Consider the following 14,221-nt stretch of genomic DNA (forward strand, 5'->3'; position numbering starts at 1 on the left):
CTTCCGATCTCTCGGGCAGGAGCAGGGCCGTGCGATGGACTGGCTCCGCGCGCACGGCCTGCAGGATGCGTCGCGCGTCGGCGAGTCCCTTCAGGTGGACGGTGGATGGGAGACCGCGGTCGAGATCGCGCTCGGGCAGCTCATCGAGGGCGTGCTGGTCGATCGACCCGAAAGCCTGGCGCGCGAGCTCGACGCGCTGGCCGAGGGCCGGCTGTCACTGGTGTCGCGCGAAAGTGTCGACGCCAGCCATGCGGCGAGCTCGCTTGCCGCGCACGTGCGTGGTCCGGCGGCGATCCGCGCGATGCTCGCGCGCGTGCATGCGGTCGACGACATCGATGCCGGGCTCGCGCTGCTCGCAAACCTGCCGGCTGGGGACGTGGTGATCACGCGCGCGGGCGAGCGACTCGGCGCCGGATGGGTGCAGGTCGTCCGCGCAAGCGCCGGCACGCAGGGCGCGCTGCTGCGGGAACGCGAGATCCAGACGCTGCGCGCGCAGATCGAGACGCTGGTCGCCTCCGAGCGCGCGCACGACGAACTGCTGGTCGACCTGCGGGACAGGCTGCTGGTCGCCGAACAGCATCGCGAAGATGCGCAGCGTTCGCTGTACATGGCGCACCGCTCGGTCAGTGAGCTCGCGGGCAGGCTGCAGATCCAGCAGGGCAAGGTTGATGCGGCGCGCGTGCGGATCGAGCGTATCGAAGCGGAGCTCGCGCAACTTGCGGAAACGCTCGACGCTGCCCGCGATCAGGGAAAGCTGGCGCGCGGCAACCAGGAAGACGCCGTCGTCCGCATGTCCGAGCTCGAGGACGTGCGCATCGAACTCGAGAACGAGCGCCGCCGCTTCACCGAGATGCGCGATTCTGCGCGCCAGGCAGCACGCGAGGCGCGTGACGCCGCCCACGCGCTGGCACTCACCGTCGAGTCCCAGCGTGCGCAGCGCGCAGGCCTTGCGCAGGCACTTGAGCGCATGACGGGCCAGCGTGGCCAGCTCGACTCCCGGCTCGGTGAGCTCGCCGCGCAGCTGGCCGACGGCGATGCCCCCGTTCGCGAGCTCGACGCGCAGCGCCAGGTCGCACTCGAACAGCGCGTGCTCGCCGAGCAGAAGCTCACCGCGGCGCGCACCGCGCTCGACGGCATCGATCACGAACTCCGCGGCTTCGAACGGGTCCGCCAGCAGCGGGACGAGCAGTCGCTCCAGCAGCGCGAGGCCATCGGCCAGCGGCGCCTGGAGCAACAGGCGTTGGCGCTCAAGGCAGAGCAGCTGTCGGCCGCGGTCGTCGAAGCCGGCTTCGTGCTCGACGACGTCACCGCAACGCTGACCGACGACATGGACGCGCAGGCATGGGAGCGCACGGTCACCGAGCTGGACGGGAAGTTGCGCCGGCTTGAGCCGGTCAACCTCGCGGCCATCGCGGAGCACGCCGAAGCCGCGCAGCGCAAGGACTACCTCGACGCGCAGGACACCGACCTGACGACGGCGCTCGAGACGCTCGAGGACGCGATCCGCAAGATCGACCGCGAGACCCGGGGCCGCTTCAAGGACACGTTCGACCGCGTCAATTCGGGCATGCAGGAGCTGTATCCGCGCTTGTTCGGCGGCGGGCATGCCTATCTGGAACTGACCGGCGAAGACCTGCTGGATACGGGCGTCGCGATCATGGCGCGCCCGCCCGGCAAGCGCGTGTCGAACATCTCGCTGCTGTCCGGCGGTGAGAAGGCGATGACCGCGGTCGCACTCGTCTTCGCGATATTCCGGCTCAATCCCGCGCCGTTCTGCCTGCTCGACGAGGTGGACGCACCGCTCGACGAAGCCAACGTCGGGCGCTTCACGGCGATGGTCAACGAGATGAGCGAGCAGGTACAGTTCCTGTTCGTCACCCACAACAAGGTCACGATGGAGGCGGCGCGCCAGCTGATGGGCGTCACCATGCGCGAGCCCGGCGTCAGCCGTCTCGTGTCCGTCGACCTCGCCGAAGCCGCGCGCCTGGCGGGCGCGGCCTGACCGCCGCAAGGAACCGATGATGTCCGACATGACGCTGATGCGGATCTGGATCTTCGTGGCAATGGTCGTGCTTGCCGGCGCGATCATCATCTTCGGGCGGCCCCGCAAGCCGTCGCAGGGTCGGCGCGTCGCGCGCGGCGATTCGGGCCGCGTCGAGCCCACGCTCGGCGAGCAGCTGGAGAGCGAACTGGCGCGCGACGATGGCAACGGCGAGCCCTTGCAGGAATCGCTCGATCTCGGCTCGCGCGTCGCCGCGTCGTCGAAAGAGGACCTCGGAAAGCGCACCACCGACGAGTTCGACAAGATCGTGACGCTGTACCTGGCCGCACGTGCCGGCGAGCTGCTGCACGGACCCGATATCGTGGTGGCCGCTGAAAAGGCGGGCCTCGAGTTCGGCCACATGGGGGTGTTCCACCGGCTGGTCGAAGGCCATCCCGAGCGTGGCCCCGTATTCAGCGTCGCCAACATCATGAAGCCCGGCAGCTTCGACATGGCGGACATCCAGTCCCTGAAGACGCCGGCCATCGCGTTCTTCCTGACGCTGCCCGCACCCGTTTCCGCGCTCGATGCATGGGACACGATGCTGCCGACCGCCCAGCGCATGGGCGAGCTGCTCGACGGCGTGGTTCTCGACGAGCAGCGCAACGCCATCGGCCGCCAGCGCATCGCACACATCCGCGACGAAATGCGCGCGTACGACCGCCAGCGCGAAGCGCCGCCGCTGACGCGTCCCGCGCGCTGGTGATCGGCGACGGCGCGATCACGACGCGCCGCTAGACTGGCCTGCGCTTCCCACGGAGTCCGGCCATGGCCGACAACGGGCTTCATCGCTCCCGTCACGATCGAATGGTGGCTGGCGTGCTCGGCGGCATCGCGCGCCACTACGGCTGGAACTCGACGCTCCTGCGCGTGCTCTACGTGCTCGTTTCGCTACTTTCCGCGGCGTTCCCGGGGATCCTCGTCTATCTCATCGCATGGCTGCTGATGCCCGAGAGCGATTGAGCATGTCGCGGCACCAGCCCAGGCCGCGCCCGTGACGGGCCACAGCGAACGCGCAGAAGGGGGAAACCGATCTCCGACGATGCGTCGCGCGCTCGTCGCGCTCGGAATGGCGTGGACACTGCCGAACACGGCGGTCGGGCTGCTGCTCGGGCTTGTCGGGATGCCGTTCGGTGCGCGGGCGCAGTTGCGCCGCGCCGACTTCGCGTTGGCCTTCCACCGCTGGCCCTGGGGACCGGGCGGCGCGCTGACGCTGGGCAACGTGATCCTCCATACCGGCGCGGACCTCGATGTCGCGTGCGCGACGTATGCGCACGCTGCCGGGCTCGGCGAGGAACCGATGGTGCAGCTCTCGCTGCACGAGCGCGCGCATGTGCTGCAGTACCTCGTGCTGGGCCCCCTGTTCCTGCCCGTCTATCTCGCGAGCGGCGGGGTAGGGGTGCGCAACCGCTTCGAACGCGCCGCCGATCGCTACGCGGCCTCGGGCCGCGGCTGGTGGCCTTGGCCTGCGCCGCCCGTTCCCGCGCGCAAGGTGCCGACGAACGGTCGAGGATGAAGGCGCTGCGGCGGTAACTTCGCACGGACAGGGGGCTGCTGAGTCGCACCGCGACACGGAGGGCAGCAATGGATTTCAAGGCTTACCGTCGCCCCGATGGGGCGTACGTGCTGGTGCCGGACTGCTTCGTGGCCTCGCGGGATGCGCAGGCACGACATGGCCCGCTGGTGCTCGTCGCGCGCTTTGATGCGGCTTGCCCGCCGGACGATCCGGTTTGGCAACGCGTCCTGGCCGACCTCGATCGACAGTCCTACGCGGTCGTGCGCCGCGACACGGGCGATCGCCTGGTTCTGGTTGCGAGCGGGCCCGAGACGGCCTGACGACCTGAGCGGGCGGCCCGCGCTCGACGTCGACAGGGCCGCGGACGGGACTTCAAAGCAGGCCGCGGCGCTCGCGACGCCGCGCTGTGGCCTGATGCGGTGCGGGTCGGACCGAAAACCGAACCGCAAATACGCGAAAGCCCCGCGTTATGCGGGGCCCTCTGGTGCCGGAAGTGGGACTCGAACCCACACGCTTTTAAGGGCGGCGGATTTTGAGTCCGCTGCGTCTACCGATTCCGCCATTCCGGCGCGGACGCGAAGTATAGATGCGCGAGCGACCGTCAGGCGGCTTCGTCGGTCTCGAGAGCGCGGTTGCTGCGAACGTACCACTCGCCCTCGGCGGGGACGAACGTCGAGCAGCACTGCATCTCGGCTTTGTAGATGTGCAGCGAAACGGCGACCTGCGCGTCGCTGGTGTTCCGGATCGTGTGGTACTCGTGCGGGGGAATCAGGCTGCCGGCGCTGCCCGGGCCCGCCTGTACGCCGCCGCCCGGCCGGAAGCGGAAGCGCTCGCCGTCGTGCTCGAGCAGTTCGTACTGCGTGATGTCCAGCTCGCCGTCCCAGACGCCTTCCACGCACCACAGCCCGGAATGGTCGTGCACCGGCGTTCCCTGGCCCGGACCCCAGGTCATCGCGACCACGCTATAGCCAAGCGTCGGGCTCCGATAGAGCTCGCGTCGCGCGTAGTGGTCGCTGATCGGCTCATGCACGCAGGACGGAAGTTCGAAGTCGCGATCGCGGATCAGCGCGCAGAGGACGTTGCGCACCGCGCGCGTCACCGCCTGGGTGTCGCCGGCGGAGACCGCGGCGTCGAGGGCCGCGACCATCTTGTCGTGGCCGGGAAATGCGACGTCGGGCAGGGCGATGGCGTTCATGCCTCGATTCTAGTCGCCGCGTGGCGCGCCGGTTGCAGCGACGCCAGAAAGCCGCCGACCGCGGGTCCGAAACGCTCGAAGTCCACCAGGAAGGCATCGTGTCCCTGCGGCGATTCCAGCGGCAGGAAGCGCGCATCCGCGCCGCCCCGGGCCAGGCCGGCGGCGATTTCCTCCTGCTGTTGGAGAGGGAACAGGATGTCGGTCTGCACGCCGATCACCAACGCCTTGTCGAGCTTGATCGATGCGAGCGCGGCCAGCGTGTCATGCTCGCCCTGTCCGCAGCAGTCGCCGATGTCGAACCAGTCCATGGCGCGGCTGAGGTAGAGATAGCAATTCGGATCGAAGCGGCGCACGAAGCGGCGTGCATGCGCCTCGAGGTAGCTCTCGACTTCGAACTCAAGGCCGAACGGATCGCCTCCGGTGCGGTCGGAATCGAGTCGCACGCGACCGAACCGACCGTCCCATTCAAGCGCCGAGCGATACGTGATCACGCCGAGCTTCCGCGCCATGCGCATGCCCGACTCGGGGTAGGTCTGCTCGTCGTAGTTGCCTGCGTTCCATGCCGGATCGAGCCGGATCGCCTCGCGCTGCAGCGAGCGGATGGCAATGGAGAACGGCAGCGCGCGCGCGGCGCCGGAGATATTGATGTGGTTGCGCGCCACGCCCGGATGCCGCGCCAGGAAGGCGAGGGCGGCCATTCCACCCATCGAATTGCCGATGACGCAGGCCAGATGGTCGATGCCCAACGAGCGCACGACGTGGGCGGCTGCGTCCGCGCAGTCTTCAACCGACAAGGGCGGGAAGTCGAGACGATACGGATCGTCTCCCCCCGGCGCGGCGGACGCGGGCCCGGTCGACCCCTTGCAGCTGCCGAGCGTGTTCACGCAGACGACGAACCAGCGGGCCGTATCGATGGGCTTGCCCGGGCCGAGCATGGCCTCCCACCAGCCGGGCGACGGGTCCGCATCGTTGGACGCGGCATGCGCGTCCGGCGACAGGCCCGTAAGGATCAGGATCGCGTTGCCGCGGTCGGCGTCGAGCTCGCCCCAGGTCTCGTACGCAACGCGTGCACCGCGCAGCGCACCGCCGCGCTTCATCGGAAACGGCGAGGGCAGCTCGGTGAAGCGCGTTCCCGGCGGGATGAATTCAGTCATGGCGATGTCCATTCGGCAGGTGCAATTGTGCCTGCCGACGCGCGATGCGGCCCCAACGGCCGCTTGAACCGTCGCTACACACCGTCAGTTACAGAGTAGGGGCTCTCTTTCGAGGAGCACCGCCATGAACGACACGAACGATACGAACGACACAAACGACATGAACCGCGATCCGATCACCGGCGCGCCGGGCTCGCATCCGGTGGGCACGGGGGTGGGCGGCGTCGGCGGCGCCGCGATCGGCGCGGCCATCGGCAGCGTGTTCGGCCCGATCGGAACGCTCGTCGGCGGCGCGATCGGCACGATGGCGGGTGCATCGGTCGGCCATTCCGCCGCGGAACGCATCGACCCGACCGGTGAAACCGAGGCATGGCGTGGCGAGGCGGCGGAACGCCCGTACTACGACAAGAACATGGATTACGACCGCGACTACGCACCGGCGTATCGATACGGGACCGAAGCGCGCAACGAAGGGCAGGGCGAAGCCTGGGAAACCGAGGAGACTCGGCTGAAATCCGGGTGGGGCAGCGCCAAGGGCGAGTCCCGCCTCGCATGGGACCAGGCGCGCGAGCCGGTGCGCGACGCATGGCAGCGCAGCGACCGCACGTACAAGACGTATGACGCAACCGACCGTCACTTCGAGCAACGTTTCAACCAGGCCGACTATTACAAGGCCGATTACAGCTTCGACGACTACAAGCCGGCGTATCGCTACGGCACGTTCGCGCGCAGCCAGTCGCAGTCCGGCCAGTGGGACGAGAACACCGAGCGCCAGCTCGAGAGCGGCTGGAATTCGGCGAAGGGCACGTCGCGCCTGACGTGGGCGGATGCCAAGGCCGCGGTGAAGGATGCCTGGAACGGTGTCGAACGCATCCTGCCGGGTGACTCGGACCACGACGGTCGCTGAGCGCGGCGTCTAGAAGCCACGCTCCTGTGACATCGAAGGCGGGGCACCCGGTTCGCTGCCGCGTGCTTCGCCGACGTCCGTTCACGTCGCCACGTTCGTTGCTTGGGGCCTGCGGTGCGGTGCCGTTGGCTCAACGAAGTGGAAGTACTCGGTGCACACCCGACGCCGGAAATGTGCGCCCTGCGTTCGCGAGTCGCGCGCTCCCGCATCACGCGTTCGGCATCGCGCCTCCGGAGTGCCGTGGGTGCGGCCTGGCGCCGAATCTGGCCGCGCCGGCTACTTCTTCGCAGGCGCGACGTAAGGCGCCCACTGCCTTACTTGCGCCAGCCGGTCCGCCCGCATCTTTCGCGCCAAGTCCACGAGCTTCCTGTCTTTCCCGTATTTGATTACCACGTCCGCCATCGCGACTGACTTGCGATCGTGCATCGTCATCATCGTCGCGAAGTCGGTATCGACGTTTCCGGTCATGTGCATTGGCATGCCGCCGCGCATGCCGCTCATCATCGCCGCATGCAGTTGCCGGCTGCCTTCGCTCATTCCGGCCATCGACTGCGGCATTCCGGGCATGTCGTGCATCGTGTGCGGCATGGTTTGGGGCGGCATTCGATGCTGGTCCTGCATCGGGTGCTGCGCGGTCGCTGCCGTGCTTGCCAACAGAACCGACAGGAACGCGCCCGTCAGCACTGCCTGATGGGGTTGCTTTGGTCGCACCGTCGTCATTGCTGTCTCCTCTGGCTTCTGCGTCGTTTGGTCGGCGCTTTGGGTTGGCGGCCTTGCCGGCGCCCACCCGGCAGGCGCGGCTCGCGTCACGGGCGGACTACACCGATGCGGTCGCCCCGCGTGCGCCGTCGCCACCAGACGCGACGGGGCGGCAATGGTCACCGGGCGCTGACGTACCCGCCCGGGACGCCATCGCTCGACAGCACGAACTGCCACAGCTGCGCCTGGCGGCTGCGGAACGCGCCCATGCTCGCGTGCAGGTAGTAGCGCCACATGCGACGGAAACGACGGTCATACCGCGCCGGCAGGTCGTCCCACGCGCGTTCGATGTTGTCGCGCCAGGCCCGCAGCGTGCGGTCGTAGTCAGCGCCGAAGTTGTGGCAGTCCTCGAGCACGAAGAGTCCTTCGCTCGCCTGCGCGATCTGCGCCGCTGAAGGCAGCATCGAGTTCGGGAAGATGTAGCGCGCGATCCACGGATCGGTGCGGTCGGTCGAGAGCCTCGTTCCGATGGTGTGCAGCAGGCTCAGCCCGTGGCGGGGCAGGCAGCGATGCACCGTCTCGAAATACGCGCGGTAGTTGCGGACACCCACGTGCTCGAACATGCCGACGGAGAACACGCGGTCGAACTCGCCGCGCACGTCCCGGTAGTCCTGCACGCGGATCTCGATGGGAAGTCCGTGGCACAGGTCCCGCGCGAACGCCGCCTGTTCGCGCGAGATGGTGAGGCCCACGCCGTTGACGCCGAAGTGCTCCGCGAAATACCGCAGCGCTTCGCCCCAGCCGCAGCCGATGTCCAGCACACGCATGCCCGGCGCCAGCTGCAACTTGCGCGCGATGAGGTCGAGCTTGGCCACCTGGGCCGCATCGAGGTCAGTGGCGTCGCGCCAGTACGCGCAGCTGTAGATGAGCCGCTTGCCGAGCATCGCCCGGTACAGGTCGTTGCCGAGATCGTAGTGGCGCTCGCCGACCGCGAGCGCGCGCCGCCCGGCCTGCGGGTTCAGCAGCCGTGCGCGCAGCGCATCCCAGCGTTCGCTCCAGCCGATCACCGTCCTATCAAGGCCGGCACCGAGCAGGCGCGCCAGCATGTCGTCGAGGGCCTCGCAATCCCAGGCGCCATCGGTATACGTCTCTCCCAACGCGAGCGCGCCTTCGCTCAGCCAGCGCGGATAGACGCTGGGATCGTGGACCCGCGGGTCGGAGGGGCGGTTGCCGTCGAGTTCGACGCCGGCGCTGGCGAGCAGGCGCGCGACGGTGGCGCGACCGGGCGCGGAATCTACGCGACCGGACGGGCGCGAGACCCGTGTCAGCGAGTCAGCCGGCGAGGCCAGCGTGCCTTCTTGTAGCGGGCGGAGGGTCGACATGGGCGCGCACCGGGCGGGTCGGCGGCGGGGTCCGGCATCTGACGGGGCCGTTGCCGCACGTCGGCCCACGGGCGGACGTTAGGCCAAGGCCGGCCCGACAAACTGACGTGCGTCAGTTAGGCGTGCTGGACGGGGTCACGACCCGGACGACGCTGCGCATGGCGCGGTGTTCTGGCTCCTGTTTGATCCGGACACGTCTGGTGCGCGCGCACTTCGCCAGCCGCCGTGATGGCGTCGGAACTCGGACGCGGCGGGTGCAACGTGGAGTAGGCGGGAGCGCTGGCGCCGAGCCATGGCGAAGCCGCTCGGGCGGTGGGCAAGGCGCGCGCGGGTGGTTCGGTCATCGCGCGCGGCGGTCCGACGATGAAGCCTGGAGCCGACCTCTGGAAAATTACATAATAGGCATTATGCGAAGTGAGCGACTGGCCAACGGTTCGCCGCTGCCGCCTGGTCTCATCCCGGACGATGCTGCGGCGGACGTTCCACCTGCCACTGCCCCGCGCCGGTAGCGGCGTGCCCTGGAACGCAATCGGGCACTGGTCTCCATCCGGCTGCGTGCCCACTCCAAGCCCTTCAATCTCCGACCCGGCGCAGCCGCGCGCCGCGGGTCCCGCATCAGAACGCCCGCACGTGACCGCTCCGGACGCCATGCACGGCCCCTGGCCGAAACATCCCGGCGACCGATGCCGGCGCTTCCGTGGGCCTGCGCATCACGCCGCGTGCCATCTGATCGATTCTGCCGGTGGTTATGGGCCGGCGACGCCGGAGCGCGCGCCGCGTTTCGGCGCCGCGTGCGGATCTGGCGCTCGCGCGAGGATTTGATGCGCTTGTGGACGGCTGCACGACTCAGCACGCCCATGCAAAGCGGCAGCACTCCGCGGTGGGCGTTAGTCTCATGCTCCGAGCACGGAGGTGGCGCGATGGCGGAAATTGCCCTGAGTTTGCAACGCCTCGATCAGATCTTCGACACGCTCGATCCGGCTCCATTCCACGAAAAGGCGCTGGACCGCAACGCCGACGCCTACCTTGTAGAGAGCGCCGGCGAATACCCGCCGCGCGAGCCCCTGGTCGTAGTCATCCACGCGCCGCCGGCCCTTGAACATCACGTCGCCGACGTCGCGGCTGCCATTCATGGCCATTTCGCCCTGGCCCACGCGCAGGCGGAGCGCCGCCATCGACGTCGACAGCGCATCGGTCGGATATCCCTCGTTACCGGTGTAGGCACCCTGGCGGTGGCCCTGCTCCTGCGACTCGAGGTTGAACGCATTGGAGGTGCGCTGGGCGGCGTGCTCGATGAAGGTCTCCTGATCCTCGCGTGGGTCGCCCTGTGGCGGCCGATCGAGACGATAGGTTTTGATTCGTGGGAAAGCCGCGACGAACGCCGCGTGCTCTCGAAGCTCTCATGTGTGCCCGTTCGCTTCGTGGCGCTCGGTCAAGCCTCCCATCCCGATGCATAGCGACGAATCCGACAGGCCAGCCTGCCCTTGCTGCCACGCGCACCGCCGGCGTTGTGTTGCGAATCGCGTACGGCCTGCGCATGTCGCGTCGCGAATAGCTGTCGAATCGGGCGTAGGCAGTCGGCCGGAAGCCGCGTGCATCGACCAGCACTTCTTGTCGTTTCGGAGCAAGTCACTCCATGAAGCGCACCGCACGGTCGGGCAGCCGTGCATCCCGTTGTACGGGCGCCCTGCTCCGCCCGTCTGGGAATCGCACCGGGTGCATGCGACCGTGGGGCCGTCCCCCCCGCGCCGCGTCAGTCTCCCCCGGCCATCGCGCTCTGGCTGATGGCCCGCAGAACGCTCGATCACCGACGACATTGACCCCGTGCACGCTCGCGGGCGATGATCCGCGTGTCATTGGGGAGTAGTCGCTCTTCCACGGAAGAGGCTTACGTCAACATACTTGGCCAGCAGGCCATGGCGTAAGCGGTTCCCACGCTTGGCAAGACCATTGACCACGACGCCTCCAGCATGGCCGGGGACGTGTCGTGGTCATTCGTCTGCTGCCCGGCCGGGAAAACGCATGGAATCCCTCTTTGTTTCGACGGGCGTCGTCGCCCTCGCCGAGATCGGCGACAAGACCCAGCTGCTCGCCTTCATCCTGGCCGCCCGCTTCAAGAAGCCGCTGCCCATCATTGCGGGCATCCTCGTTGCCACACTCGTGAACCACGGGCTGGCAGGTGCGCTTGGGGCCTGGATCACCACCAGCGTCAGCCCTGAAATCATGCGCTGGGTATTGGGCATTTCATTTCTCGGAATGGCCGTCTGGACGCTGATTCCCGACAAGATCGAAGAGGAAGAAACGAAGGTCGCGACGCGGTTCGGGATATTCGGCGCGACTCTCATCACTTTCTTCCTTGCGGAAATGGGCGACAAGACCCAGCTGGCCACGGTGGCGCTCGCCGCCCATTACGGCGCGCCCCTGATGGTGGTGATGGGCACCACGCTCGGCATGTTGATTGCCGACGTGCCCGCGGTGTTCGTCGGCGACAAACTCGCCAACAGGATCCCGATGAAACTCGTGCACTCGATCGCTGCTGCGATATTCGCCGTGCTGGGTATGGCTACGTTGCTCGGCGCCGGCTCGAAGCTCGGGTTCTGAGCGACGAGCCGGGCAGCGCCTTGGTCGCGGCAGCGGGCAGCGTGCCGTCGCGGATCTGATTCCCAGCGAAGCAGTCGCTCGCGCGACGCGAGACTCGTGCGCGGGGTTCGCCGACCAGGCACTCGGCGCCAACGTACCCACGCGCTACCTGGTCCTGCGTAGGTCAAAATCGCAGGTGCGTTCGAAGGCGCGCGGATCCTTGCGCCGTGCGCGCACTCAGCAATCGCGTGCGACACGGCCGTTGCCCATCGCGCGCGCTGATTACGCCGAGGCGCTCGAACGTCGCCGCCTACGTCGCACGCAGTCCAGGCTCGGCCGCGACGGTTCCGGCCAGGTCGTCAAGGATCGGGCACTCGGGGCGGCCGTCGCCATGGCATCGACGCGCGAGCTGTCGCAGAGTCCGCTGCATCGCCTGCATCTGCGCGATTCGCTCGCCGAGCTCGTCCGCATGACGGCTCGCCAGCGTCTTGACTTCGGAGCTGGCGCGCGAACGGTCGGTCCACAACCGCAGCAACAACTCGATCTGCTTCATCGAAAACCCCAGCGTGCGCGCGCGCTTGATGAAGCGAAGGCGATGCAGGTCCGTGTCGCTGTAGAGCCGGTACCCCGCGACAGTGCGCGCCGCCTGCGGAATGAGGCCCGCGCCTTCGTAGTGGCGAATCATCTTCGCGGACACCCCGGAAAGCCTCGCGGCTTCGCCGATGCTGTGGAAACCCGCGTCAAGTGCTTCTCCAAGTTGGGGTCGCGCAGCCTTACGGGGCATGTCGGATCTCCTCGGCAGGCGTTGCGACGGGACGCCATCGCTTGAGCAGCAGCGTATTGCCCAGGACGCTCAACGACGAGAACGCCATCGCCGCGCCGGCGACGACCGGACTGAGCAGGCCGAACGCCGCGAGCGGAATTCCGATGACGTTGTAGCCGAACGCCCAGAACAGGTTCTGGTGGATCTTGCGCGTCGTGCGCCGGGATACGTCGATCGCGTCGGCGACCAGCGACAGCTCCGGACGCATCAGGGTGATGGCTGCCGCGTGCATCGCGACATCGGTGCCCGACCCCATCGCGATCCCGACATCGCTTGCCGCAAGCGCGGGCGCATCGTTGATGCCGTCGCCCACCATGCCGACCACGCCCTCGCTCTTTAGCCGGCGCACGACATCGACCTTTTCCTGGGGACGTACGTTGGCGTGGACCTCGTCGATCCCCAGGCTGTCCGCCACCCCCTTCGCTGCGCCTTCGTTATCCCCCGAGATCATCACGGTGCGCACGCCGAGCCGTCGCAGGCGTTTGAGCGCCTCGCGGGCACCGGCGCGCGGCAGGTCGCGGAACGCCAGCAGGCCCTGGGCCCGTATCGCGCCGCCCGTCCCGCTCGCCACCCATGAAACCGTGTGGCCGTGCCGCGCAAATTCATCGGCCTGCGATTCAAGCCCGCCAAGGTCGGCACCGATCTCCCGCATCAACGCAATGCTGCCCAGCCAGGCGCGTTGCCCGTTGACGAGGCCGCTCACGCCGCGACCCGGCAGTGCCTGCGTGTCTGATGCCGGCGCTGAAAGCGGCGCATCGCGCAAGACGGCGCGCGCCAGTGGATGCTCGCTGCCGCTCTGCAGCGACGCCGCCAGCGCGACGAGCGCGCCGCGATCGTTCGACTTCGAAACCGCCTCGACGAGGCGTGGTTCGCCGGCCGTAAGCGTGCCCGTCTTGTCGAACGCCACGATCGTGATCCCATGCGCCAGCTCGAGGGCTTCGGCATCCTTGATCAGGATCCCGGCGCGCGCCGCAACGCCGGTGCCCGCCATGATCGCTGTGGGCGTGGCCAGGCCCAGCGCGCACGGGCAGGCAATGACCAGTACGGCGACGGCGTTGAGGATGGCGGTGTCCCAGTCGTGCGTCGCGGCACCCCAGCCGACGAGCGTGACGACGGCACACGCGATCACGGCCGGCACGAAGACGGCGCTGACCCGGTCCACCGTCTTCTGGATCGGCGCCTTCTTGGCTTGGGCGTCCTCGACCAGCCGGATGATGCGGGCCAGCGCGGTCTCGCTTCCCACCGCTCGCGTTTCCACGACCACCACCCCTTCCCCGTTGACCGCGCCGCCGGTTACGCGGTCGCCAACGTCCTTGGCCACGGGAAGCGATTCGCCCGTAATGAGCGATTCGTCGGCATGCGTGCGCCCTTCGCGCACGTCGCCGTCGACCGGGAAGCGCTCGCCCGCGCGAACGACCACCAGGTCACCGACGCGAACCTGCTCTACGGGCACGTCGGCGTCGCCATCACCCGTGCGGACGCGAGCGGTCGTCGGCTTCAATGCCTGCAGCGCGCGGATGGCTTCGGTGGTCTGGCGCTTGGCACGTGCCTCGAGGAACTTGCCCAGCAGGATCAGGGTGATGATCGTGGCGGAGGCCTCGAAGTACAGCTGCGGCTCGCCGTGCCGCATCGGGCCCTGGATCAGGTGGAAGACGCTCAAGCCGTAGCCGGCCGACGTGCCCAGCGCAACGAGCAGGTCCATGTTGCCCGTGCGTGCGCGCAGCGCCTTCCACGCGGCGCGGTAGAAGCGTGCGCCGAGCCAGAACTGCACCGGTGTCGCCAGCAGGAACTGCAGCCAGCCCGGCAGCATCCAGTGCTGCCCCAACAGCACGCCCGCCATCGGCGCGAGCAGCGGAGCGGTGAACAGGGCCGCGATCCGAAGGTGCCGCGCTTCGCGCGATGCCGGGCCGCGCCCTGCCCCGCC

14 protein-coding genes, 1 tRNA gene and 1 riboswitch are annotated in these 14,221 nt (G+C 68.4%); of the genes, 8 read left to right on the forward strand and 7 right to left on the reverse strand.

The window, feature by feature from the left end:
• The 5 genes from FW784_RS07795 to FW784_RS07815 all read left to right on the forward strand — a co-directional run.
• Positions 1 to 2,002: coiled-coil domain-containing protein (locus FW784_RS07795; RefSeq protein ID WP_484482014.1), on the forward strand; the 2,002-nt coding region annotated here is incomplete at its 5' end.
• Positions 2,003 to 2,021: 19 nt separating this feature from the next.
• Positions 2,022 to 2,747, forward strand: a complete 726-nt coding sequence (gene zipA / locus FW784_RS07800) for a cell division protein ZipA (protein WP_149352786.1) — start codon at positions 2,022 to 2,024, stop codon at positions 2,745 to 2,747.
• A 62-nt stretch (positions 2,748 to 2,809) separates the two neighbouring features.
• Positions 2,810 to 3,004 carry a PspC domain-containing protein gene (locus FW784_RS07805; protein WP_149352787.1) on the forward strand — a complete coding sequence of 65 codons (195 nt, stop codon included), beginning with the start codon at positions 2,810 to 2,812 and terminating at the stop codon, positions 3,002 to 3,004.
• A gap of 79 nt (positions 3,005 to 3,083) precedes the next feature.
• Positions 3,084 to 3,557, forward strand: a complete 474-nt coding sequence (locus tag FW784_RS07810; protein WP_149352788.1) for a hypothetical protein — start codon at positions 3,084 to 3,086, stop codon at positions 3,555 to 3,557.
• A 68-nt stretch (positions 3,558 to 3,625) separates the two neighbouring features.
• Positions 3,626 to 3,877 (forward strand): hypothetical protein, encoded by a 252-nt coding sequence (locus FW784_RS07815; RefSeq protein WP_149352789.1) that lies wholly within the window; start codon positions 3,626 to 3,628, stop codon positions 3,875 to 3,877.
• Positions 3,878 to 4,039: 162 nt separating this feature from the next.
• Here FW784_RS07815 and FW784_RS07820 read toward each other — a convergent pair.
• From FW784_RS07820 to metX, 3 genes are all read right to left on the reverse strand, one after another.
• Positions 4,040 to 4,126, reverse strand: a tRNA-Leu gene (locus FW784_RS07820).
• A gap of 32 nt (positions 4,127 to 4,158) precedes the next feature.
• The gene (locus FW784_RS07825; RefSeq protein WP_187770720.1) at positions 4,159 to 4,752 is read right to left on the reverse strand and encodes a cysteine dioxygenase family protein; all 594 of its coding nucleotides are present in this window, start codon (positions 4,750 to 4,752) and stop codon (positions 4,159 to 4,161) included.
• On the reverse strand, positions 4,749 to 5,906 hold the full coding sequence (gene metX / locus FW784_RS07830; RefSeq protein WP_149352790.1) for a homoserine O-acetyltransferase MetX: 1,158 nt from the start codon (positions 5,904 to 5,906) through the stop codon (positions 4,749 to 4,751). Before metX ends, FW784_RS07825 begins: the two co-directional genes overlap by 4 nt.
• 124 nt (positions 5,907 to 6,030) lie before the next feature.
• Between metX and FW784_RS07835 the strand changes: the two genes are divergently transcribed.
• Positions 6,031 to 6,813 (forward strand): hypothetical protein, encoded by a 783-nt coding sequence (locus FW784_RS07835; protein WP_149352791.1) that lies wholly within the window; start codon positions 6,031 to 6,033, stop codon positions 6,811 to 6,813.
• A gap of 276 nt (positions 6,814 to 7,089) precedes the next feature.
• On the opposite strand, the gene FW784_RS07840 is transcribed toward FW784_RS07835, so the two are convergent.
• The gene (locus tag FW784_RS07840) at positions 7,090 to 7,533 is read right to left on the reverse strand and encodes a DUF305 domain-containing protein (RefSeq protein WP_149352792.1); all 444 of its coding nucleotides are present in this window, start codon (positions 7,531 to 7,533) and stop codon (positions 7,090 to 7,092) included.
• 158 nt (positions 7,534 to 7,691) lie between these two features.
• Positions 7,692 to 8,894: a cyclopropane fatty acyl phospholipid synthase gene (gene cfa, locus FW784_RS07845; RefSeq protein ID WP_149352793.1), complete on the reverse strand. Its 1,203-nt coding sequence runs from the start codon at positions 8,892 to 8,894 to the stop codon at positions 7,692 to 7,694.
• Between the two features lie 920 nt (positions 8,895 to 9,814).
• Here cfa and FW784_RS07850 point away from each other — a divergent pair.
• The gene (locus FW784_RS07850) at positions 9,815 to 10,351 is read left to right on the forward strand and encodes a hypothetical protein (RefSeq protein WP_149352794.1); all 537 of its coding nucleotides are present in this window, start codon (positions 9,815 to 9,817) and stop codon (positions 10,349 to 10,351) included.
• Between the two features lie 389 nt (positions 10,352 to 10,740).
• Positions 10,741 to 10,914, forward strand: a riboswitch (yybP-ykoY riboswitch).
• Positions 10,915 to 10,916: 2 nt separating this feature from the next.
• A complete protein-coding gene (locus tag FW784_RS07855; protein ID WP_149352795.1) occupies positions 10,917 to 11,495 on the forward strand; it encodes a TMEM165/GDT1 family protein in 579 nt (192 codons plus the stop codon).
• A 289-nt stretch (positions 11,496 to 11,784) separates the two neighbouring features.
• Here FW784_RS07855 and cueR read toward each other — a convergent pair whose 3' ends face one another.
• Together cueR and FW784_RS07865 are read right to left on the reverse strand one after the other, a co-directional pair.
• Entirely contained in the window at positions 11,785 to 12,258 is a 474-nt protein-coding gene (gene cueR / locus FW784_RS07860) for a Cu(I)-responsive transcriptional regulator (protein WP_149352796.1), read from the reverse strand.
• The coding region (locus tag FW784_RS07865; protein WP_149352797.1) for a copper-translocating P-type ATPase at positions 12,248 to 14,221 on the reverse strand (1,974 nt) is incomplete at its 5' end. The genes FW784_RS07865 and cueR, both read right to left, overlap by 11 nt.

Source organism: Cognatilysobacter lacus (genome assembly GCF_008274655.1).
In the GTDB taxonomy this organism is placed as follows: Bacteria; Pseudomonadota; Gammaproteobacteria; order Xanthomonadales; family Xanthomonadaceae; genus Cognatilysobacter; species Cognatilysobacter lacus.